This window comes from Bacteroidota bacterium (assembly GCA_041658205.1).
Classification (GTDB): domain Bacteria; phylum Bacteroidota; class Ignavibacteria; order UBA10030; family UBA8401; genus UBA8401.
This window is the reverse complement of the sequence record JBBAAO010000001.1, coordinates 2768559-2791204: the sequence shown is the minus strand read 5'-3', so window position 1 is coordinate 2791204 and position 22646 is coordinate 2768559. Positions and strand designations below refer to the sequence as shown.

Here is a 22646-nt window from a genome sequence, read left to right as displayed (position 1 = left end):
AAAGTAACCATCAATGATTATGAAAACTGAAAAATTTCTCTCCATCGTTCTCGTGGTGATGTTGTGTGCATCACTCTCAGTTGCTCAAACTTTTAAATCGAATGTATCGAAAAAAGGAACGACCGCTGCGCCGTTTCTTTCCATCGGGCAAGGAGCGCGAGCTCTTTCCATGGGAGGTGCATTTGTGGCGATGGCCGACGATCCGAGCTCGCTCTATTGGAATCCGGCAGGGATTGCCGATATCCAAGGTGGATCGGTGTTTGCCGATCATACACAATGGTTTGCGGACATTCAGTACAATTATCTTGCAACCACATTCTCTCTTGGCGATGTCGGAACAGTCGGTCTTTCATTTACCGCTTCGAATATTGACGAGATGCGAGTGACAACCACCGATAAACCGGAAGGAAACGGAGAAACATTTTATGTTTCTGATATCGCGTTCAGTGTTGGATATGCCATTAAGCTGACAGATAAATTTTCCATCGGATTTAATCCAAAGTTTGTCTATCAAAAAATATGGAAAATGAGCGCAAGTGCCATCGCGATCGATATCGGTGTGAAGTATATTACTCCATTTGACGGAATCGTATTGGGAATGTCGATTTCCAATTTTGGCTCGAAAATGAAAATGGAAGGGACATCCTCTTCCGTAACACATGATATTGACGAAACAACCACGGGTAATAATGGAAAAATTCCTGCCAATCTTGCATCGGAAGAATGGGCGCTGCCGTTGAATTTTAAAGTAGGAATTGCATACAAAGTATTCGCTGATGAAATGAATTCACTTACGCTTGCAGCCGATGCATCACATCCGAACGACAATTATGAAAGTATTGACCTTGGCGGAGAATATGTCTTTAACGATTTTCTCTCTCTCCGCGGCGGTTACAAGTCAATGTTTCTTGTTGATTCGGAGACCGGGTTGACATTGGGACTTGGCGTTAAACAGGCGTTAGTCGGCAGTGTACAAATCGCATTTGATTATGGGTACCAAGATTTCGGCATTCTGCAAAACGTACAAAAATTTACTGTTGGAATTATTTTTTAAGAAATGGTAGGAAGTACACAATCGTGGTAAATTCGAGCGAACCACCAATACAAGGGATAATGTTTATGAAATGTGTTTACCAGGGTTTGTTATTCATCATCAGTGCTTCCATCGTCGTAGCACAAACAGCAACGATTCAATCAACGTTTCAACTCTCTTCAGTTTCGGATATTACCGTTCCCTATCAAAATGGTATGCCTGTTCCCTCGTTTGAAAAACAACGCCGAACGACTATTTCGTTATCTGGGTCATGGAAAAAACTTCGCTTTACTGCCAATCATGATCTTTCATTGTTAGTTCGCGATTCAGCGGGGTACACCCAATTATTAACGGAAGCAGCAGGTCGGCAATCGCCGCATTACGACGATGCGCTCTGGCAGCAATTGGCAATTCCCGGAGTGGAAAATATATTAAAGGCGAACGAGAAAGTCCCTGAGTATTATGAAAATGGTGTATGGTACCGCACGAAATTTACAACGCCGGATTCATTGCAACAAAAATTCACAAAATTAAATTTTTTAGCCGCAAATTATATTGCCGATGTATGGCTGAATGGAAAATATTTAGGATGGCATGAAGGGGGATTTACCCCGTTTTCGTTTAACGTCTCTTCCGCACTTCGATATGATAGTGCAAATGTGCTGGTGGTTCGGATTGATAATATTCCATGGGGTACGCGAAAAGATATCGTACCGTTCTATCCATGCGACTGGTTCAATTACACAGGGATTCTTCACGAAGTCTATCTTGAATGCAGTGATAAGATTTCTGTAACGCGCGCCGATGTCATTACAAAAAATATCAGTGGGCTTGTGCAAGCTACCGTTGTGGTCAACAATAAAAAATTGACGAATGAAAATGTTGATGTTACTCTGAACGTCTATAAAGCAAAAACTGACACCGTCTCAATGATGAGTGAAATTTCTGCAAATCTTGCCGGCGCGGAAGCTGCCCTACAGGGTGTGTCGCAAAAGTCCATTGCAATACCTGCCGATTCCATTGGAGTGTGGCAGGCAGATGTGACGATCTCAAATCCTGAGCTATGGTCGCCAAAGAAACCGAATCTCTATATTCTTAAAGTAACTGTTTCACAAGGTGGAGTTGTAAAAGATGAATTTTACACGCAATTCGGTGTTCGTACGATCAAAACGCTTGAAGACAGAATATTGTTAAACGAAAAAGTAGTTTTTCTCCATGGCGTTGCACGTCATGAAGATCATCCGTTGTATGGAAGAAGTCTTCCACCAAGCGTTATTTTTTCCGATCTCAAAATTGTAAAGAGTGTTAATGCAAATTATTTACGGAGCGGACATTATCCGAACCATCCATATACGTATCTGGCAGCTGACCGTCTTGGACTGTTAGTGATGGAAGAAATACCTGTCTGGTGGTTCGATGAAGGACTCCCCTGGGCAATACAAAACGTCGTCCGAAAGATTCACGTACAAATGTTTCGCGAAATGGTCTATCGTGACCGAAATCGACCTTCCATTGCATTGTGGAGTACCAGCAATGAATGTAAAGATGTTGCTGGCCGTATCACGTTCCTGCAAATGTTAAAGAGTGAAATGGAATCACAATATCCAGACGGGAGACTAATTACTCAATCTGCCGCAGCCGATCGGCCGGGACCATACGATGAATCTCAGGGATACTGTGACGTTGCCGGTTGGACAATGTACTTTGGAATTTTTTACAATCCATATGGACTTGGAAAATATCGCGGCACCAGAAATTTTATTGCCGACGCCAGTGAATATTTCCCCAAAAAACCAATTATTGCAACGGAGTATGGATATTGGTCCGGCGAGAGTATGTCGCAATATGCAAAACAGGTTGAAGTCTTTGATTCTACATTCATGGCGTTTAGTCAACGGCTTCCTATCTTCACCACCGGAAGCCCAAACCCATTTGGATATCTTGCAGGAGTAACATGGTGGTGTATCTTTGATTGGTATACACATCAACAAGCTGGCGGTTTCCAGAGCATGGGTTTAGTTCGCATGAATCGACAGGAAGAGAAACCTGTGTTTGCTACTGCAAAAGCAAAATACGGATTGTACGTTGACAAGAGCGAAAATATTACGGAAGTCGAAGAATCCCGAAATTCTGTCATCCCGGAAGAATTTATGCTGGGACAAAATTATCCCAATCCGTTCAATCCGTCTACACTGATCAGTTTCCAATTGCCGGCGGGTAATCATGTTACATTGAAAGTGTATGACGTGCTCGGAAAAGAAATCGCTACGCTTGTTAATGAACAGAAAGAGCCCGGAGTATATACCGTTCCGTTCGATGCTTCATCAATATCAACAGGAGTATATTTCTATCGATTGCAGGCCGGTGGTTTTGTTGCTACCAAAAAAATGGCGGTCGTTAAATAACTGTATAAGGGAAATTTCTTTTCCATAAGTAATGGTTGATATAATTATCGACGGCAGACTCTGTGGAAAGGAATTGATCTTGAAACATTCCGATCCTTTGTTTGAACAAAGGGTCAATGCTGCTTGTTAGAAATTTTTTCAATAAACATCTCCAACGTCTACCGAAGGACACTCTCATGAAGCTACTTTCATTATTCTCGGCAATCATCATTCTTTTTTCGGTTACGACAGCACAGCAGAAAAAAGTGATGTCGGTCGATTCGCAAGTTCAAACACTTCTTAAAAAAATGACATTAGAGGAAAAGATCGGGCAAATGACTCAGATCGATTATGAGGCAGTGAAAAATACCCCCGGCGATCTTATTAAATTTTCTCTTGGTTCAGTCCTCTGGGGTGGTAATTCAGAAATTGTTGATCTTTCAGCAAAAGGGTGGGCTGAGTGTTATGATTCTCTGCAACGACTATCGGAAAAGACACGATTGAAGATTCCAATGATTTTTGGTATTGATGCTGTTCACGGCCACAATAATGTTGATGGTGCGGTAATCTTCCCGCACAATATTGCGTTAGGTGCAACGCATAATCCGCAACTTGTTGAACAAGTTGCCATGATCACAGCAAAAGAGATGAAAGGGACGGGGATTCATTGGGCGTTTTCACCATGTGTTGCCGTTGTTCGCAATGAACGGTGGGGAAGAACGTATGAAAGTTTTGGAGAAGATCCCGAGTTGGTCCGAATGCTGGGCACCTCACACGTGAAAGGATTGCAGGGAACAAATCTTTCAGATAAAAACTCTGTGCTTGCATGCGTAAAGCATTATATGGGTGATGGCGGCACAATGAATGGAATTGATCAAGGAAATACGGTGGCAGATGAAGCGACGATGAGGAAACTTTTTCTTCCGGCGTATATTGATGCGATTAATGCTGGTGCGCTTTCTGTCATGGCATCTTACAACAGTTGGAACGGGAACAAGATGCATGGCAATAAGTATTTACTGACCGATGTTCTAAAGGGTGAATTGAAGTTTCAGGGATTCGTAGTCGGTGATTGGAATGGTATCGATCAGCTTTCACAAAAGTATAAGTATGCAGTAGAACAGGCTGTCAATGCCGGAGTGGATATGGCAATGATTACCACACCTCGAGGATCGTTCAACAGTTATGATGCGTTTGTCAGCACGATGAAAGAATTGGTGAATGAAAAAGCTATCAGCATGAAACGGATCGATGATGCAGTATCGAGGATTCTGAAAGCGAAGATTGTGATGGGCTTGTTTGAGCAAAAATATTCGGATAAGGTATTGCTTACGGAGATTGGTTCACCGGCACACCGGGAAATTGGCCGCAACGCTGTCCGTCAATCGCTCGTTCTATTGAAGAACGAAAAAAATCTTTTGCCGTTATCCAAAAATGCGAAGAGTATTCTTGTTGCAGGAAAAGGTGCCGATGATATTGGTATGCAATGCGGCGGCTGGACAATTAATTGGCAAGGGAAAATGGGAAAAACCATTTCTGGCGGAACTACAATTTATCAAGCTATTACCAATACGGTTTCCAAAGCAACGAACGTAAAATATTCGGCTGACGGCAGCGGTGCAGACAGCGGTGATGTGGCGATTGTTGTTGTCGGTGAAGAACCATATGCAGAGTTTTTGGGTGACAAAGCCGATCTCACTTTATCCAACGATGATGCGGCGCTTGTGGAAAAATTGCGATCAAAAGGAATTCCTGTCGTTGTTATTTTGCTTTCCGGCCGTCCATTGATTGTGAACAGCACATTGGATGCCAGCACAGCATTCATTGCAGCATGGCTTCCCGGAACGGAAGGTCAAGGTGTTGCTGATGTATTGTTCGGTGATTATGAGCCGACGGGTAAGCTTCCTCATTCATGGCCGAAATCGATGAGCCAAATTCCCATCAATGTCGGGGATACAGAATATAATCCGTTATTTCCGTTCGGATTTGGTTTAACATATTCGACTGAAAAAGCGATGAAATAATAATTGTGAAATGGTGTAGTATTATATTTTGTTCGGTATTCACGATCGTTTCAACAGGGTGTAAAAACCTTCTTGAAGATCCGGAAGAGAAAAAGAATCCACCGAGAAATTATGAAAACTACACACTTGTGTGGAATGATGAATTTGATGGGACAACACTCGATTTAACAAAATGGAATTATGAAACGGGAACGGGTGTCAATGGAGATTTTGGCACCGGACAATTAGATCGAGCAACTGATCGAAAAGAAAATATCGTGATCGTTACTGGACTAAATAATGCTGAAGGCAGTTGTTTAGCGATCACTACCAGGAAAGAGCATTACATCGATAGAGAATTTACCAGTGGAAGAGTAACTACCAGTGGCAAAGGTTCGTGGGGTCCTGGACATAGAATAGAAGCGCGGGTGTGGGCAAAAGATGTATTGTATAAGGGGGAGGGATTTGCTTTTTGGATGATGCCGGCCGAAAAACCTACCAATCAATCATCAATCATGTGGCCGCAGGGGGGCGAAATAGATATCATGGAGTATGTCGGCTCATTTCCATATGATAATCTTGGAAGCGTTCATTATGCATGGTCGTGGCTGAATAATGAATGGGCAGAATGGAATCATGGACACAAAGGAGCATATTACAAATATGCTTCAAAAACAGTTCCGTTCTCATCTCCCACTTACACAGGATATCCCCCACAAGCAAATGATTCAACCGCTGGAAGTAACTCATTTCACGTTTATGGAATAGAGTGGTTCAGCGACAGAATGGAATTTGCCGTCGATGGACATGTATACCACATACATTATTTTAATGACGGCGACAGTTTTGACAGCGGCATGGGAGACGGTCAAGATGAAGATGGTATCAAAACAATAAACGGATCGAGAACGCTGCTTTCTGAATATTCCAATCACTTCACTGAATGGCATCCATTTGAGCATTCATTCTTTATCATCCTCAGCGGAGGTGTGGGAGGAAGCGATACTAAGACGTACGGCGGTGCGATTGTAGCGGATGCGAAATTTCCATGCTCGGTCTATATTGACTGGGTGAGAGTTTATAAAAGAAATCAATAATCAAATTCACGATGAATGGTACAAATCAATAACCTTAAGATAGGAATGATATGGCATCAGTAACCGTTCCAACCGAAACACACATAGATCCATCGCAGGGTGGAAATTACAATGTTCCGCTCACAGTTGTGACCATGCTTTTTTTTATGTGGGGATTCCTCACTTGTTTGAATGACATTCTTGTTCCTCACTTAAAAGCGGTATTTGATCTCTCTTACACACAAGTGATGTTCATTCAGTTCACATTTTTTACGGCGTATTTTATTATGTCGATTCCTTCGGGAAAGATCATCAATATGTTTGGTTATCAAAAGGGAATTGTGATCGGTCTCCTTACCGCTGGTGTTGGAACATTTCTTTTTTATCCCGCTGCAAGTGTTCCGTCCTATCCACTTTTTTTAACAGCACTGTTTGTTCTTGCTTCGGGGATTACGCTGCTTCAAGTTGCGGCAAATCCATATGTGGCAGTGCTTGGACGATCAGAAACTGCGTCCAGTAGATTAAATCTAACACAGGCTTTTAATTCTTTAGGAACAACAATCGCACCCTACTTTGGCGGGTTATTTATTTTAACAACTACAATGTTAAGCGTTGATGCAATGCGCGCTCTTCCCCCGGATCAATTGCAGGCTTATAAATTAACGGAAGCATCGTCGGTACAAACTCCGTATGTGGGACTTGGTATCGCGCTATTTGTACTCGCGTTTGCAATGGCGAAATTTAAACTTCCAGTTATTGCATCGGTGGAAGACCACCATGCGAAAGCGGGAAAACTAACGGACGCACTCAAACATCGGCATCTTGTTCTTGGTGCGGTCGGAATTTTTGTATATGTGGGAGCAGAAGTTTCCATCGGCAGTTTTTTGGTGAACTTTATTGGACAGCCGGATATTGCGGGATTAAAAGAAGCTGCCGCTGCAGGTTTTGTCTCATATTATTGGGGCGGCGCAATGGTAGGTAGATTTATTGGTTCGGCGTTATTGCAAAAAGTAAACGCTGGAAAATTACTCGGTACGTTCGCGTTAATTTCGTGCGGGCTTGTTTTCACTACAGTGTTCACCACCGGAACTGCTGCAATGTGGACGATCCTCAGTGTTGGATTATTCAATTCAATCATGTTCCCGACTATCTTTACTCTGGGAATTGACGGACTTGGCAAATTAACAAGTCAAGGCTCAAGTGTATTAATCATGGCCATTGTGGGCGGTGCAATCATTCCGTTAGCGCAGGGTGCGTTGGCAGATACATACGGTATTCAAACTGCATTCATTCTTCCTGCGGTGTGTTATCTGTATATCGTATTTTATGGCTTTATCGGTTCGCGCCACAACTGACCGATGCAGTGTTTTAACAACGAGAGGCGAATTGCAGTCTCTCGTTGTGTTGGAATTATTGCTCCAGTTGTTATGAAATCTTTCTTTACTCATACCGCGTTCATTTTCATCTTTTCTCTCCTCTCCCCGGCATGCGAAACTACGGCCGACGACTCATATACCAGTCCAACAGTAATTTCAGGCACAGTTAAAGATGGAAACGGTCTGGCTGTGTTCAATGCAAAAATATCTTTATCAACGGCAGGAACATTCGAAGGAGTGTTTACAGATGCGAATGGGCTTTTTCATCTTACAGGATTTCCGGCGGGGAAGCACCGGGTGAAGATCGAAAAAATCGGTTTTGAGGTGTATGATGGTGCGGTTCCTAATCCGATTAATGGAGTTTCCACAATCAGCGCTGTATTGCAAAAGAAAACGTATATCATTCCCACCGCTAAACCGACAAGTACAGGTCCTGTTCGAATAAAAAATAAAACAGTAGAAACAGATTTTGACGGTGACGGTGTTTATACTGAATTCATTATTAAGGGAGCCGCATTTTCCCCAATGCCAATCGGTGGTAAACCAATCACTAAAGAGATTTATGATCGGTCTAATTTTTGGCTGAAGGGATTAAATGCCAATACTGTAAGAACGTATTCCGGTGTTGATAAATATTTTCTTCGACAGGCCGCTCTCAATAATATAAGGGTGATTGTCAGCTTTTGGGTCAATCTTGATCTTGATTTATCCCTTGTCGACGTGCGACAAACGGTGATTGATAATTTTGCAGCCATGGTGTTAGATCTCAAAGATTTTCCCGGCGTACTGATGTGGAATATTGGAAACGAACAAAATTATTCTTCCACCCCCAATAACGGGAACAGTCCATATTGGTACTCTCTTACGCAGGAATTGGCGATAGCAGCCTATAAAGTGGAGGGAGAAAAATATCATCCCGTCTGCATCAGCAATGGACATCTGTATAATATTGGAGAGAGTGGAATGAAAGCGAACGACTCTTCCATTACCTACATCGATCTTTGGGCCAGTAATGCATACGAAATGAATTTTATAAATTTTTTCTCCACTTATCGCACCAGAACAACAAAACCGATTGTGATTACTGAATTTGGAATTGATGCGTTAAATAATGCAAATAAAATTGAATATGAATCAATTCAGGCATATGTTGACAGTGTGAATTGGGTGCAGATCAGGACAGCGAAAGATGTTTGCGTTGGTGCAACAGTATTTGAATTTACTGACGAGTGGTGGAAGGCAACAGGAGACGTGAACAGTCATGATTACGGTGGTTATCAAACAAGTGCGCATCCCGACGGTTACTCTAATGAAGAATGGTGGGGAATTGTAGCTGTCACACCGGATACGGATAATGATGGAATGGACGAATGGCGCCCACGAATGGCATTTGAAATGTTTTCACGAAACTGGAAATAACGACGACAAAAAACAATTACAACCTATGAAAAAAAATATGATTACTCTCATGACATTGCTCTTATGCTCATTTCCAATGACAGGATGCAAGGAAGATGGGCCGTCAAAAATCATTGAATCGACAACGACTGCCCAGGATACTTCTCTGGTTCTACCGGGATGGAAATTAGTTTGGAATGATGAATTTAACGGATCTTTTGTTGATTCCGGTAAATGGGGGTATGAAGTCAATGGCAACGGAGGAGGTAATAATGAATTACAATACTATACTGAAGGTTTTGAGAATTCGTATGTGGACAGCGGCGCATTAACCATTGTTGCAAAGAAGCAAGCATATCAAGGTAAGCAATATACTTCTGCACGGATGAGATCAAAATATAAAGGGGATTGGACATACGGACATTTTGAGATACGAGCGAAACTTCCCTTTGGAAAAGGGACATGGCCTGCCATTTGGATGCTTCCGACAGATTGGGAATACGGTGGATGGCCGGCGAGCGGTGAGATTGATATTATGGAACATGTCGGATATGACCAAAACGTTATTCATGGATCAACCCACTGTCAAAAATATTATTTTAAGATCGGCACTCAGAAATCAGGAACGGTCAAAATTGCAAACGCATCAACCGATTTTCACACCTATGCGATTGATTGGTATGCTGATCGGATTGATTTTTTCGTGGATGGAACAAAATATTTTACATCGTGGAACGACGGATCCGGCTGGCAGGGATGGCCGTTCAATAAACGTTTTCACTTTATTCTTAATATTGCTGTTGGCGGAGATTGGGGCGGGGCACAAGGGATAGATAATTCCATTTTCCCTCAAAAAATGGTTATTGATTATGTGCGTGTATATGAAAAAACTAACTAAGAAAGGATGCTATGAAACATTATTGTCTTTTAATGCTTTTCTGTTTCTCATTACTTTTTTCACAGCAGAACACGTTTGTTTCAACAAAGGGACAGAACATAATAACTCCGGATGGCAAACCGATTCTTCTCCGCGGTATCAATCTTGGAAATTGGCTTGTACCTGAAGGGTATATGTTCAAATTTACTCATACCAACTCGCCGCAGCGGATCAATGAAACATTCAATCAACTCTTAGGGCCGGAAGAAACAAAAAAATTCTGGAAACAATACCGTGACAATTATATTACGAAGGAAGATATCACATTCATTAAAAAAAGCGGACTAAATTCTATTCGCGTGCCGTTTAATTACCGCTTGTTTGTTTCCGAAGATCATGAAACACGATTTGCCGGTCCAGGTTTTGAAATGCTGGATCGTGTGATTGCGTGGTGCAGGGAAGAGAAGTTGTACGTTGTTCTTGATATGCATTGCGCTCCCGGTGGACAGACAGGAGATAACATTGACGACAGTTACGGGTACCCTTTTTTATTTGAAAGCACCGAGGCGCAACAACTGACAGTTGATTTATGGAGAGAAATTGCCAAACGATATGCTCAGGAAACGATTGTGATAGGGTATGATTTTTTGAACGAACCGATCGCAACATATTTTGACGCGACGCAATTTAACGATAAGCTCGAACCATTCTATAAACGGCTTGTTGCCGCTATCCGTGAAGTTGATACGAACCATGTGGTGTTTCTTGGTGGTGCGCAGTGGAACGGAAATTTCAAAGTGTTCGGCCCGCCATTCGATAAAAAAACCGTCTATACGTACCATAAATATTGGTGCGACACAACACAAGAACATGTGCAGGAATATGCGGACTTCTCAAAAAAATATAATGTTCCTATTTGGATGGGGGAATCCGGCGAGAATACCGATCGATGGATCGATGCATGGCGCAGATTGAATGAGAAAAACAATTTTGGCTGGTGTTTTTGGCCGTACAAAAAGATGGACTCGCCGAGCAATATGGTCTCAATCAAACAAACAACGGAATGGGATTCAATTATCACCTATGTAAACAAACCGAGAACAACCTACAAAGATTTTCGGGACGCAAAACCGTCACACTCTGTAATCCAAAAGGCATTCGCCGACTATCTGGAAAATTGCAAATTCATCAATTGCACAGTGAATGATGGGTATATGAAGTCGTTGGGATTAAAAAAGAAATAGAACACGGATAACGCGGATCTGACGGATTTACACAGATAGAAATATCCGCGAAGATCAGTGTTATCCGCGATATCCGTGTTCTATCTGAAAAACCATAGTTATAAGAGGCATCATCGTTTATTTTTTTGTTTGAAGTATATATTTTCACATTCATCATTTAACACTATGGAGAATGTATGTTGCATGAAAATATTACTTCAAAGATTATACATGCTTTTTATAGAGTCTATAATACATTAGGGTATGGATTTTTGGAGAAAGTTTATGAAAACGCATTACTCATCGAGTTAAATCATCTCGGATTTATCCTCGAACAACAAAAGAACATTAAGGTATTTTATCTCAATGCAAAAGTCGGCGACTATTTTGCCGACATCATTATAGTTCATAAAGTGATTATTGAGTTGAAAGCTGCAGAATCACTTCGGGATGAACACGAAGCACAATTGATTAATTATTTGAAAGCTACAGATATTGAAGTAGGTCTGTTATTAAATTTTGGTAAAAAACCTGAGTTCAGGAGGAAGATTTTTTCCAATGTTAGAAAATCAATTGAATAAAATATGGATGAATGAAGAAATTAAACCCGCGAAAGTCCGTTCTTTCCGTGTCATCTGTGTCCTATTGACAATAACTCTTATCCTAAACGCACAATATGAAGACTCAGGTAAACGCGGAATGTATTTTTCAAAAAAGGATTACACTGGATCGTCCATTCCGACATTTAAAGAGAACCGAGCGAAACTTCCTTCCCCCATTCTTGAAAACAATCCTGAATACGTAGCGTTGTATTGGAAGGCATGGTCGCTCGCGTTTGATCATTTCAAACGACCGCCACAAGGTTCACCATTCGTATCGGATTACATTGATGAGGCATTTTCCCCAAGTATATTTCAATGGGATACGATTTTTATGTTAATGTTTGCCCGGTATGGTCACTCTATTTTTCCGGCGATTCAATCGCTTGATAATTTCTATTCACGCCAATATGAGAATGGCTACATTTGTCGGGAAATACAGGAAGCAGACGGAAAAGATTATGTCTTTGTTGGGCGTGAGCATACTGTTAATCCTCCGCTGTTTGCCTGGGTAGAAGTTGAATCGTATAAAGTCACCGGAGATCAATCCCGATTTACTTCGGTACTTCCACCGCTTATACACTATGCTGAATGGTTAGAAAAGAATAGGAAAAAAGAGAATACTAAACATGGATTGTATTGGAACACCGGATTAGGTTCCGGGATGGATAATATTCCGCTGCAAGGTTCAGGCTGGGTGGACATGTCTTCGCAAATGGTGTTATTCTATCGCAATCTTGCTTTCATGTGCAGTGAAGTAAAACAGAATGATGACGCAAAAAAATATGAATCGTTGGCAAACGATATTTCACAACGAATCAATCAGATGATGTGGAATGAAGTCGACGGTTTCTATTACAATGTCGATGATAACGGTGTTCAGCAGAAAATGAAATCTATTGGAGGGTTTTGGCCGATGCTGGCAGGAATTGCCGATCTTCAGCAGGCAAAACGTCTTCTTACACATTTAAAAGATTCAAAATCTTTTTGGCGTTCAATACCATTTCCGTCGTTAGCGGCAGACGAAAAAGAATATCGTCCGGATGGAAAATATTGGCTCGGAGGCGTATGGGCACCGACAAACGTGATGGTTCTCAAAGGATTGGAACAGTACGGACGCGAAAGCGATAACGCGACAGATTATTCGTTTAACGAATTTGCAACGATTGCCGCCGAAAAATATCTCGATGGGTTGTCGATCGTATATAAAAAAACTGGAACATTATGGGAAAACTATTCTCCCGATCTGATGATGCGCGGAAATCCTTCCCAAAAAGATTTTGTCGGCTGGACTGGGTGTGGTCCGATACAGTTGCTTATTGAAAATGTTCTTGGTTTTCGTCCTGATGGGGTGCATAACAGATTGGTGTGGCATATCAGCAGAATCGATCGTCATGGAATTGAACAATTGAAGTTTGGAGATATCTCGGCAACATTGATCTGCCAAAAACGTGTCGGTGTTGGCAAATCGGCTGAGCTTCATATAGTAGCGAACCATCCATTCGAGTTGAGTGTGATTGTTGATAGTAAAGAACAGAAAACATTACAGATTAAACAAGGTGCGCAAAGAATTGTTGTAGAATAAACGAAGAGCCCTACGGCCAATAACGTACGAATGAAAATACGATACCTGATGTTTCAAAGTAATTATGAAAAAATATTTATTATGCATATTCATTGTGGTGATATGTTGCTCGATCCTTAGTGCGCAGCCGATCACGGTGAAGCCCTCGACAACTGCATTTATTTTCCCCAATGGTGTTTCAGTCCCATCCGATTATCCTCATGTGAAGATCTCAATCCGTAATAACCCAGACTCCGGATATATTTTTATCAATAACTGGGGAGGCACACCGTATATCGCAATTCTTGATAACAATGGTTCACCGATTTTTTATCGAAAAATGCCTGCTAATGCCCGCGATTTTAAAGTGCAAACGAATGGAATGTTGTCATATCGTCTCGCCGATCCGTATTACCGGTTTTATGAAATGGATTCATCCTATACCGTTACTCGCGAGATTACGACAAAGAACGGATTTGGTACTGATGAACACGAATTACAGATTCTTCCCAACGGAAATGTTTTGCTGATAGCGTTGGAAAACAAAACTATCGACATGAGCAAGTTAGTGAGTGGCGGAAACACGAATGCTACAATCATTGGAAATCATCTGCAGGAGATTGACCCTGCAGGAAACGTCCTCTTCGAATGGAAATGTTGGGACAATCTGAATATTCTTGATGCCACTCATGTAAACCTGACCGCTCAAACAATAGATTATGTTCACATGAATGCCATTGCAGTTGATATTGATGGCAATATTCTTATTTCGAATCGTCACCTTTCAGAAATCATGAAGATCAATCGAACAACCGGCAGGGTGATGTGGCGTTTTGGAGGGAAGAACAATCAGTTTACCTATGTAAATGATCCATTGAACGGTCCTTCATATCAGCACGATATACGTGTTTTACCAAACGGCAATTATACGGTGATGGACAATGGAAATTATCATTCTCCTTCCGTCAGCCGTGCGGTGGAGTACAAATTGGATACTGTTGCAATGACTGCTACGCTCGTTTGGCAGTATCGTCATACTCCGGATCGTTATACATGGTGGATGGGAAATGTACAGCGACTTCCGAACGGCAACACGTTGATTAATTGGGCAGACGGATCACTGCCGAAATTAACGGAGGTAACACCTGGTGGAACAGTAGCAATGGAATTGGGATTTGTCAACTTTAATCATAGCTACAGAGTATTTCGATTTCCGTGGAAAGGAAAAGCAACAACGCCTGTCATTAATGTTGAACCGGGAAGCGACAAGGTAACGTTATTGATGAATACATTTGACCAAAGAACTTACCACAAATATATTCTGTATTGTGATTCCCTTCCCAACCCAACTCGTGTGATCGATTCAACTTCAGTATCCGCTATTGATGTTACAGGATTCAAAAATGGGAAACGATATTACTTCCGCGTGACGATAAAAGACAGTGCCGGAAATGAAAGTCCATTCTCCAATGAGGAATCTATTCTTGTGAGATTTCTGACTCCGGGAGAAAATCTTGTTGTGAACGGCGATTTTTCCGATGGGACAATCTCCTGGAATTACAATGTCACGTCTCCTGGTGTTGGCGTGCCGTTTGTGACCGACGGAGAATTACTGGCGCAGATCGGCAATGGCGGAACGCAAACATGGCACGTACAGTTGGTTCAGGAAAATATCCCGATCATCAACGGGTTGAAATATCGATTTGAGTTTGATGCGTATGCGGCAGGGAATCGCTCAATGGAAATTAAAATCGCGATGTCTGCTGCTCCGAATACGAATTACAGTAAAACAGGTTTAATTGCGTTGACGACAACGAAAAAACATTTTTCGTTTGATTTTACAATGCAGGATCCGACCGATAATGCTGCAAAGGTTGTGTTTAACTGTGGCTTATCGGACATTGACGTTTTAATCGATAATGTATCGATAAAGCAGATAATCCCCGCAGGTGTGGACGGTAAGAGTGAAAATTTCCCGAGCGAATTCTTACTCCATCAAAATTTTCCAAATCCCTTCAATCCTCATACAGTGATCCAATATCACCTTCCGGGAGCAAATGTTGTGTCCTTAAAAGTATTTGATGTGTTAGGGAACGAAGTAGCAACGCTTGTACATCATGGACAAGAAGCAGGAACATATTCAGTACCATTCAATGCGTTGAATTTATCCAGCGGAGTATATTTTTACAAACTGCAAGTCGGGAAGTTATCAGCAATAAAAAAATTAATGATCCTTAAATAGACCGGCTATGGCTTGACGTTTTTTTATCAATCTGAAAGTGAATATCATGAAAACTAAGTTCCTACTTCTTTTTATTGTCTGTCTTGGCCAAATGACATTGGCACAAACATCAGCGTTTCAATACATTTCACCCAAACCTAATTCAATGCTAAATTCACGGGAAACAAATATCATTCTGAAACAGGGATCGTTCATTGACAAATTGAGCGTTCAAGAATATTTTTTTGTGGTAAGCGGATCTGAGTCTGGAATACAGAAAGGGACACTTATTCTTTCTGATGACGACAAAACGTTGGTCTTTCAACCTTTCAAAAAGTTCATTCCCAACGAAGTGGTAACTGTTAATCTTTTAAGCGGTATAAAAACTACTGCCGGTAAAGAGATTGGCCCGCTCTCATTTTCTTTTACCATTTCTCCTGCAAGAGAAATCGTAAATCAATCTCAAAAAATCGCACCAATATTAGATTCTTACACTGATACATCAAACAATAGTTTAACCATTCAAGCTGATTCGCTTCCGACGGATTTTCCGAAGATAACGGTTGGGACATCACACAACCCTTACGACGGAAAAATATTTATAGCAAACAAGCCGGCGGTAAGTAAACCCCCGTACGGGAATTATATACTTATAGCAGATAATAATGGTAGTATCATTAAATATAAAAAGTTTGCACAAGCAGAATCGAATTTTAAAGTACTGCCGAATGGAGAATTATCATTTTCGGAAAACGGAAGGCATATCGTGACAGATACTTCATTAACCCCTATTGATACTTTTAAATGTGGAAATGGATATACTGCAGATTCACACGATTTTTTGCTTCTCCCGAACGGTCATTCGTTATTGCTTGCCTATGATTCCCAGCCTGTTGATATGAGTCTGATCGTGTCCGGCGGTAAACCCGATGCAACGGTTATTGGAACGATAATTCAGGAACTGGACGCATCTAAAAATGTTGTCTTTCAATGGCGCACGTGGGATTATCTTCCTATTACATCATCCTATATTAATCTTACTACTCAAACTGTTGACTATTCACACGGGAATGCATTGGAAGTCGATAAAGACGGAAATATTTTCATTGTATTGAGACATACATCTAACGTCGTTAAAATTAACCGACTGACAGGAAATGTTGATTGGATTTTGGGAGGAAAACAAAATGAATTTACATTTATCAACGAACACGAATTCAATGCGCCAAATTATTTTTCGTATCCGCATCATATGAGCATTTTACCAAATGGAAATATTACACTGTTTGACAACGGTGATCAGCACACGCCAATGTATTCCCGGGGCGTTGAATATAGACTCGACGAAAAGAATAAAACGGTTACACTGGTATGGGAATATCGACACGTACCTGATATTTATACCGCTTCAGGTGGTTCCGTGCAACGACTGCCGAACGGGAATACCATTGTGGGATGGAGTAGAGGTGGGGCTGCAAGCGGTTCTCCGGCGTTTACGGAATTACAACCCGATAATTCTGTTGCACTCGAAATATTTTTCCCTGTCGGTCAGTTTTCATACCGCTCGTATAAATTTCCATGGATAAGCCAAATGCCGGGAGCTTCCGTGACAGTATCAGAAGTGTTGCAGGGAAATACATATACGTTTAATAAAGCGGCAGATACTACTGGAATAACGATCACGTTCCAACAACTGGCGGCAGATATGTATTCAAACGCAATTGTGACGAAATATAATTATGCGCCCATCGATCCGGACTTTATTGAACAGGCGCCGCTAATGGATCCCAGTTTTTTTAAAATTCAAGGTGAGCTGATAACCTCATATAAAGGTTTGGTACAGGTCGATGTCAGTAAGTATCGTGGAATCTCCAACCCTAAAAAAACTGTGGTGTATGTACGACCGCTGTACAGTAAAATTTTTATTCCTCTTCCAACAGGTTACGATTCCGTAAAGAATGAACTTCTCTTTACAACAAGCGATTTTGGGGACTTTGCGTTCGGTATGCCGCAAAGTGTAACGGCATATGCACCAAATCCAATTTCGCCCAAACAAAATGAAATTGTCAATGGAGAATCAGCTGTGAATTTGCATTGGGGAATACGAGGGGTTGTCCAAACCTATCATCTTCAGGTTGCTACCGATTCTGCATTCCAAAACCTGGTTGTGGATACCAAAAATCTAACGATGACTTCATTTGCACTAAAGAATCTGAATAATAATTCAAAGTATTTTTGGAGGGTGAATACAACCAATGCTGCGGATACAAGTGATTGGTCGAACATTTTTGTATTCCGTACTGGGTCTCCGTTTATCACAATATTGAACCCGAACGGTAGCGAGCGAATATATTTCGATTCTACCTATATTATTCGGTGGCAAACAAACGTTCGTGATACCGTGAGAGTTGTATTGACGAAGGGAAGCGTGCAGGCATTGATTATTGTCGATTCCGCTGTTTCGCGTACCAATGCAATCGCATGGAAAGTTCCATCATCGCTTCAAAGTGATTCTTCCTACAACATTACGATTACCAGTGTGAACCATGAAGGTATCAATGACCGCAGTGATAATTCATTCACGATAGGAAGCGGCATTTCAGGTGTTTTCGATCGAGAAAATTCTATTGTGAGATATTCCTTGTTCCAAAATTACCCCAATCCATTTAATCCAACGACCGTCATCAATTATCAACTGCCGACCGGCAGTTATACGACATTGAAAATATACGATGTGCTTGGAAGAGAAATTGCTACCTTGGTGAATGAAATAAAAAATTCAGGAACATATACTGTTGAATTTGAGGCACATTCATTATCTGCAGGCGTGTATTTCTATCGTTTACAAGCAGGAAAATTTTCTTCAATTAAAAAAATGACACTCATCAAATAAGTTGATCGAAAGAAATCTATGAAATCAATACGGATAGTATTTGTATTATTGCTGCTCAGCTCGTCCTCAATGATTGCCGGAGGATTCCTAAAAGTTTCAGGTCAGTATATTGTTAACGACAAGAATGAAAAAGTATTGCTTCGCGGAATCGGACTGGGTGGCTGGCTTCTCCCTGAAGGATATATGCTGCAGACCTCTGCATTTGCCAATGCCTTTTGGGAAATGAAACTAAAAGTTATCGGTGTTGTCGGTCAGCAAAAAGCTGATTCATTTTGGACTGCGTATAGAAAGAATTTTGTTCAACGAAAAGACATTGAACATCTTTCAAAGTTAGGATTTAATTCTGTTCGAGTAGCATTGCACTGGGAATTTTTTATGAACCCTTCCGGTGGCTGGCTGATCGAAGGTTTCACCATTGTTGATAGTTTGCTGCGTCAATGCGCGGATAATAACATCTATTTAATTCTCGACCTTCACGCCGCGCCTGGCGGACAAAATACTTCCAACATCAGCGATTATCATTATCCGTATCCATCGTTATGGCAAAGCGATACGAATAAGAGAATGACGATCAATCTGTGGAAAAAACTTGCTGAACGATACAAAAATGAACCATGGATCGGCGGTTATGATCTTCTCAACGAAACAGTGTGGGATCTTAAACCGAACAATCAGCCGTTGCGCGATTTGTACATCGCCATCACTGATTCGATCCGTTCTGTTGATACAACACATATTATTTTTATTGAAGGAAACCAATGGGCAAATGATTTTACAGGTTTAACTCCCCCTTGGGACAAAAATATGGTGTACAGTTTTCATAAGTATTGGAATCCCAATGACATTGCTTCAATAAATTTTGTGTTAACATTACGCAATACAACAAATCGTCCGTTATGGCTGGGAGAATCGGGAGAAAATTCTAATACATGGTTTACTGATGCCATATCATTGATGGAGGCGAATCATATTGGCTGGTCATGGTGGACATTGAAGAAATTTAATGCAACGAATGGCCTCTTTTCAGTCCCGATAACACCGGAATATAATTATTTGCTGCGCTATTGGAGTGGAAAGGAAACAAAACCATCGGTCGATTTTGCGATGAAAGGATTAATGGATATGGCAGAAGGTTTACAATTGGAAAACTGCACATTTAATTCGGGAGTCATTGATGCAATGTTCCGACAGGTTTCAGACTCTTCCGCTACTCTTCCATTCGCACCGAATATAATTCCAGGAAGACTTTATGCTGCAAACTACGACTATGGCAGACAAGGTATTGCATACGGCGATAAAGATTATCAAAACGCCGGAGGTGGAGCGTGGGGTTGGAATTCTGGCGATCAATACCGTAATGATGGCGTAGATATCGAAAGCTGTTCCGACACAATCACGAATGGTTACAATGTCTTTAATATTAAAGCAGGCGAGTTTTTAAAGTTTACGATAAACGTTGCACAAAATGCTACCTATCTATTTTCGGCTCGGGTTGCAGCAAACGCAGATGGCGGGGTTATTGTTGTCACTCCGGATAACTCTGCTTCGAGTTTTACGACTATTGCAAAGACCGGAGAGGGAGATGTGCCGACATGGAAATCTCAGGATCTATTTGAAATTGATCTCACCGCCGGAACTCATACGCTGAATTTTACTCTCTATGGGAGCGGATTAAGAGTTAATTACATAGACCTCACAAATGTGGGCACCCTTTCGGTAAAAAACGATTTACATGTTCCTAAAGAATTTTCGCTGATGCAAAATTATCCAAATCCATTTAATCCAAACACAGCGGTTCAATTCCAATTACCGTCGAATGAGTTCGTCAGTCTTACTGTATATGATATTCTCGGTATGAAAGTGATGGATATATTTCAGAAACAGATGCCGGCTGGTATTCATTCTGTGAATGTCAATGCATCCACACTTGCTTCGGGAATATACTTCTACCGACTTCGTGCTGGCTCACATTCTTCCACAAAAAAAATGATTCTGCTGAAGTGATCTCTCATTACGCTTATGAAAAAACTAAATTGTTTCATTGTTATGTTTGTCATTATTCATTCATCTGTCGCATTATGTGATGGATTCCTGAAAGTCTCCGGAACGACGATTGTTGACGGGCAAGGAAACGAGATTATCCTGCGGGGTATGGGGCTCGGAGGATGGATGCTTCCCGAAGGGTACATGTTTCAAATGTCTTCATTTGCAAATGCACCGTGGGAAATCAAGAAAAAAGTAATCGATGTGGTTGGTATTCAGCGAGCAGATACATTTTGGAATGCATTCCGGCAAAATTTTGTGCAAAGAAAAGATATCGAACGTTTGGCGCAACTCGGATTCAACTCCATTCGTTTACCGATGCATTGGGATTTCTATATGAATGCAGATGGAACTTGGAGAACAGAAGGATTCGTCATTACTGATAGTTTGCTGCGTTGGTGTGCCGATAGTAAAATATATCTGATCCTTGATCTTCATGGGGCTCAGGGAGGACAGAGCGCAAATAATATCAGCGACTACAATCCGGCAAATCCTTCATTATGGCAAAGTGATTCAAATAAACAAAGGACGATTGCACTTTGGAAAAAACTGGCGGAATGGTATAAAAATGAACAATGGATCGGCGGATATGATATTCTGAATGAACCGGCATGGGATCTTCCACCATCGAACAAACCTCTCCGAGATCTTTCGGTGGCAATTACAGCAGCAATTCGCTCTGTCGATACCACGCATATTATCTTTGTCGAGGGGAATTGGTATGCGACTGATTTTAATGGAATGACTCCTGCGTGGGATGACAATATGGTATGGAGTTTCCATAAATATTGGAATTCGACTGATGGTAATTCGATTAACTATTTGTTGACCCTTCGAAGTAACACAAATCGTCCTTTATGGATGGGGGAATCCGGAGAAAATTCAAATTCATGGTTTACGGATTGTATCTCGCTGTTGGAAAGCAACAAAATCGGATGGTCTTGGTGGACGTTAAAAAAATTTGCAACCATCAACGGTCCATTTTCTATTCCCATGAGCAACGAATATGAAGCACTTCTTCGTTACTGGAAAGGTCAAGCAACAAAACCAACTGCAGACGATGCAATGAAAGGTCTCATGGGAATGGCAGAAGGATTAGCATTGGAAAAATGCATCTATAACGAGGGAGTGATTGATGCCATGATTCGCCAACCGTACGATAATGCGCGAAGACCATACGCTTCCAATACCATTCCCGGAAAAATATTCCTTACAAACTATGATTATGGAAAAAACGGAATTGCTTACAAAGATATTGTCTACACAAATACGGACAATAAGTCTACGTGGAATAATGGATGGACATACCGAAATGACGGAGTAGATATTGAAAAATGCTCCGACGACATTACCAATGGATATAACATCGGTTGGACGGAAACAGGGGAATTTACAACATATACGGTAAATGTCACACAAAGTGGTTCATACAAGGTGAACCTCCGAGCGGCCGTAAGTAATGCCGGAGGGTACATTGGAATGCGTTGGGATGAAAAAGATCAAGTGTTGGTTCCGTTATCGCAAACCGGCGGCTGGCAATCTTGGGGTACTACAACGCTCGGCACCGTTGACCTAACCGCGGGAATGCACCTCTTAACATTAAACCAATATTTTGGAGGGTTCAATCTTAATTATGTTGATGTCGCATATAGCGGACCAATCTCTTCAGTTGGCGGTGAAACAATTCCCGTTCAATATTCTCTTAAACAGAATTTCCCAAATCCGTTTAATCCCACAACAACAATTCGGTACCAAATACCAACGAATGAATTTGTATCATTGAAATTATATGATCTTCTTGGGAAAGAAGTCGTTACGTTAGTAAGTGATGAAAAGCTACAGGGAGAACATTCCGTTCAATGGAACGCATCAGATTTTCCCAGCGGAGTATACTATTACACGGTGCGGGCAGGAAATTTTTCTTCCACAAAAATGCTTATGCTTTTGAAATGATTT

14 protein-coding genes are annotated in these 22646 nt (G+C 41.3%); all 14 read left to right on the top strand.

Annotated elements, in window-relative coordinates:
* The first annotated feature begins 19 nt into the window (after nucleotides 1–19).
* On the top strand, nucleotides 20–1054 hold the full coding sequence (locus tag WDA22_11480; GenBank protein ID MFA5834085.1) for a PorV/PorQ family protein: 1035 nt from the start codon (nucleotides 20–22) through the stop codon (nucleotides 1052–1054).
* Nucleotides 1055–1119: 65 nt separating this feature from the next.
* Nucleotides 1120–3438: a glycoside hydrolase family 2 TIM barrel-domain containing protein gene (locus WDA22_11475; GenBank protein MFA5834084.1), complete on the top strand. Its 2319-nt coding sequence runs from the start codon at nucleotides 1120–1122 to the stop codon at nucleotides 3436–3438.
* A gap of 176 nt (nucleotides 3439–3614) precedes the next feature.
* A complete protein-coding gene (locus tag WDA22_11470) occupies nucleotides 3615–5441 on the top strand; it encodes a glycoside hydrolase family 3 N-terminal domain-containing protein (GenBank protein ID MFA5834083.1) in 1827 nt (608 codons plus the stop codon).
* 5 nt (nucleotides 5442–5446) lie between these two features.
* A complete protein-coding gene (locus WDA22_11465; GenBank protein ID MFA5834082.1) occupies nucleotides 5447–6517 on the top strand; it encodes a glycoside hydrolase family 16 protein in 1071 nt (356 codons plus the stop codon).
* A 50-nt stretch (nucleotides 6518–6567) separates the two neighbouring features.
* On the top strand, nucleotides 6568–7851 hold the full coding sequence (gene fucP, locus WDA22_11460; protein MFA5834081.1) for an L-fucose:H+ symporter permease: 1284 nt from the start codon (nucleotides 6568–6570) through the stop codon (nucleotides 7849–7851).
* 72 nt (nucleotides 7852–7923) lie between these two features.
* Nucleotides 7924–9291 carry a carboxypeptidase-like regulatory domain-containing protein gene (locus WDA22_11455; GenBank protein MFA5834080.1) on the top strand — a complete coding sequence of 456 codons (1368 nt, stop codon included), beginning with the start codon at nucleotides 7924–7926 and terminating at the stop codon, nucleotides 9289–9291.
* Between the two features lie 25 nt (nucleotides 9292–9316).
* On the top strand, nucleotides 9317–10168 hold the full coding sequence (locus WDA22_11450) for a glycoside hydrolase family 16 protein (GenBank protein MFA5834079.1): 852 nt from the start codon (nucleotides 9317–9319) through the stop codon (nucleotides 10166–10168).
* An 11-nt stretch (nucleotides 10169–10179) separates the two neighbouring features.
* Nucleotides 10180–11391 carry a cellulase family glycosylhydrolase gene (locus WDA22_11445; GenBank protein MFA5834078.1) on the top strand — a complete coding sequence of 404 codons (1212 nt, stop codon included), beginning with the start codon at nucleotides 10180–10182 and terminating at the stop codon, nucleotides 11389–11391.
* Nucleotides 11392–11567: 176 nt separating this feature from the next.
* Nucleotides 11568–11951: a GxxExxY protein gene (locus tag WDA22_11440; protein MFA5834077.1), complete on the top strand. Its 384-nt coding sequence runs from the start codon at nucleotides 11568–11570 to the stop codon at nucleotides 11949–11951.
* Nucleotides 11929–13554: a trehalase family glycosidase gene (locus WDA22_11435; GenBank protein MFA5834076.1), complete on the top strand. Its 1626-nt coding sequence runs from the start codon at nucleotides 11929–11931 to the stop codon at nucleotides 13552–13554. The genes WDA22_11440 and WDA22_11435 overlap by 23 nt, the downstream gene beginning before the upstream one ends.
* Before the next feature lie 64 nt (nucleotides 13555–13618).
* On the top strand, nucleotides 13619–15775 hold the full coding sequence (locus WDA22_11430) for an aryl-sulfate sulfotransferase (GenBank protein MFA5834075.1): 2157 nt from the start codon (nucleotides 13619–13621) through the stop codon (nucleotides 15773–15775).
* A 46-nt stretch (nucleotides 15776–15821) separates the two neighbouring features.
* Nucleotides 15822–18647, top strand: a complete 2826-nt coding sequence (locus WDA22_11425) for an aryl-sulfate sulfotransferase (protein ID MFA5834074.1) — start codon at nucleotides 15822–15824, stop codon at nucleotides 18645–18647.
* A gap of 18 nt (nucleotides 18648–18665) precedes the next feature.
* Nucleotides 18666–20651 (top strand): cellulase family glycosylhydrolase, encoded by a 1986-nt coding sequence (locus WDA22_11420; GenBank protein ID MFA5834073.1) that lies wholly within the window; start codon nucleotides 18666–18668, stop codon nucleotides 20649–20651.
* Between the two features lie 15 nt (nucleotides 20652–20666).
* On the top strand, nucleotides 20667–22643 hold the full coding sequence (locus tag WDA22_11415) for a cellulase family glycosylhydrolase (GenBank protein MFA5834072.1): 1977 nt from the start codon (nucleotides 20667–20669) through the stop codon (nucleotides 22641–22643).
* Nucleotides 22644–22646 lie beyond the last annotated feature (3 nt).

Excerpts from the sequence above, each read along its gene's own strand:
- WDA22_11470 (MFA5834083.1), top strand. The coding sequence starts at position 3,615 with ATGAAGCTACTTTCATTATTCTCGGCAATCATCATTCTTTTTTCGGTT.
- WDA22_11445 (MFA5834078.1), top strand. The coding sequence starts at position 10,180 with ATGAAACATTATTGTCTTTTAATGCTTTTCTGTTTCTCATTACTTTTT.
- WDA22_11450 (MFA5834079.1), top strand. The coding sequence starts at position 9,317 with ATGAAAAAAAATATGATTACTCTCATGACATTGCTCTTATGCTCATTT.
- WDA22_11455 (MFA5834080.1), top strand. The coding sequence starts at position 7,924 with ATGAAATCTTTCTTTACTCATACCGCGTTCATTTTCATCTTTTCTCTC.
- WDA22_11440 (MFA5834077.1), top strand. The coding sequence starts at position 11,568 with ATGTTGCATGAAAATATTACTTCAAAGATTATACATGCTTTTTATAGA.
- WDA22_11480 (MFA5834085.1), top strand. The coding sequence starts at position 20 with ATGAAAACTGAAAAATTTCTCTCCATCGTTCTCGTGGTGATGTTGTGT.
- fucP (MFA5834081.1), top strand. The coding sequence starts at position 6,568 with ATGGCATCAGTAACCGTTCCAACCGAAACACACATAGATCCATCGCAG.
- WDA22_11425 (MFA5834074.1), top strand. The coding sequence starts at position 15,822 with ATGAAAACTAAGTTCCTACTTCTTTTTATTGTCTGTCTTGGCCAAATG.
- WDA22_11475 (MFA5834084.1), top strand. The coding sequence starts at position 1,120 with ATGAAATGTGTTTACCAGGGTTTGTTATTCATCATCAGTGCTTCCATC.
- WDA22_11430 (MFA5834075.1), top strand. The coding sequence starts at position 13,619 with ATGAAAAAATATTTATTATGCATATTCATTGTGGTGATATGTTGCTCG.
- WDA22_11435 (MFA5834076.1), top strand. The coding sequence starts at position 11,929 with ATGTTAGAAAATCAATTGAATAAAATATGGATGAATGAAGAAATTAAA.
- WDA22_11420 (MFA5834073.1), top strand. The coding sequence starts at position 18,666 with ATGAAATCAATACGGATAGTATTTGTATTATTGCTGCTCAGCTCGTCC.
- WDA22_11415 (MFA5834072.1), top strand. The coding sequence starts at position 20,667 with ATGAAAAAACTAAATTGTTTCATTGTTATGTTTGTCATTATTCATTCA.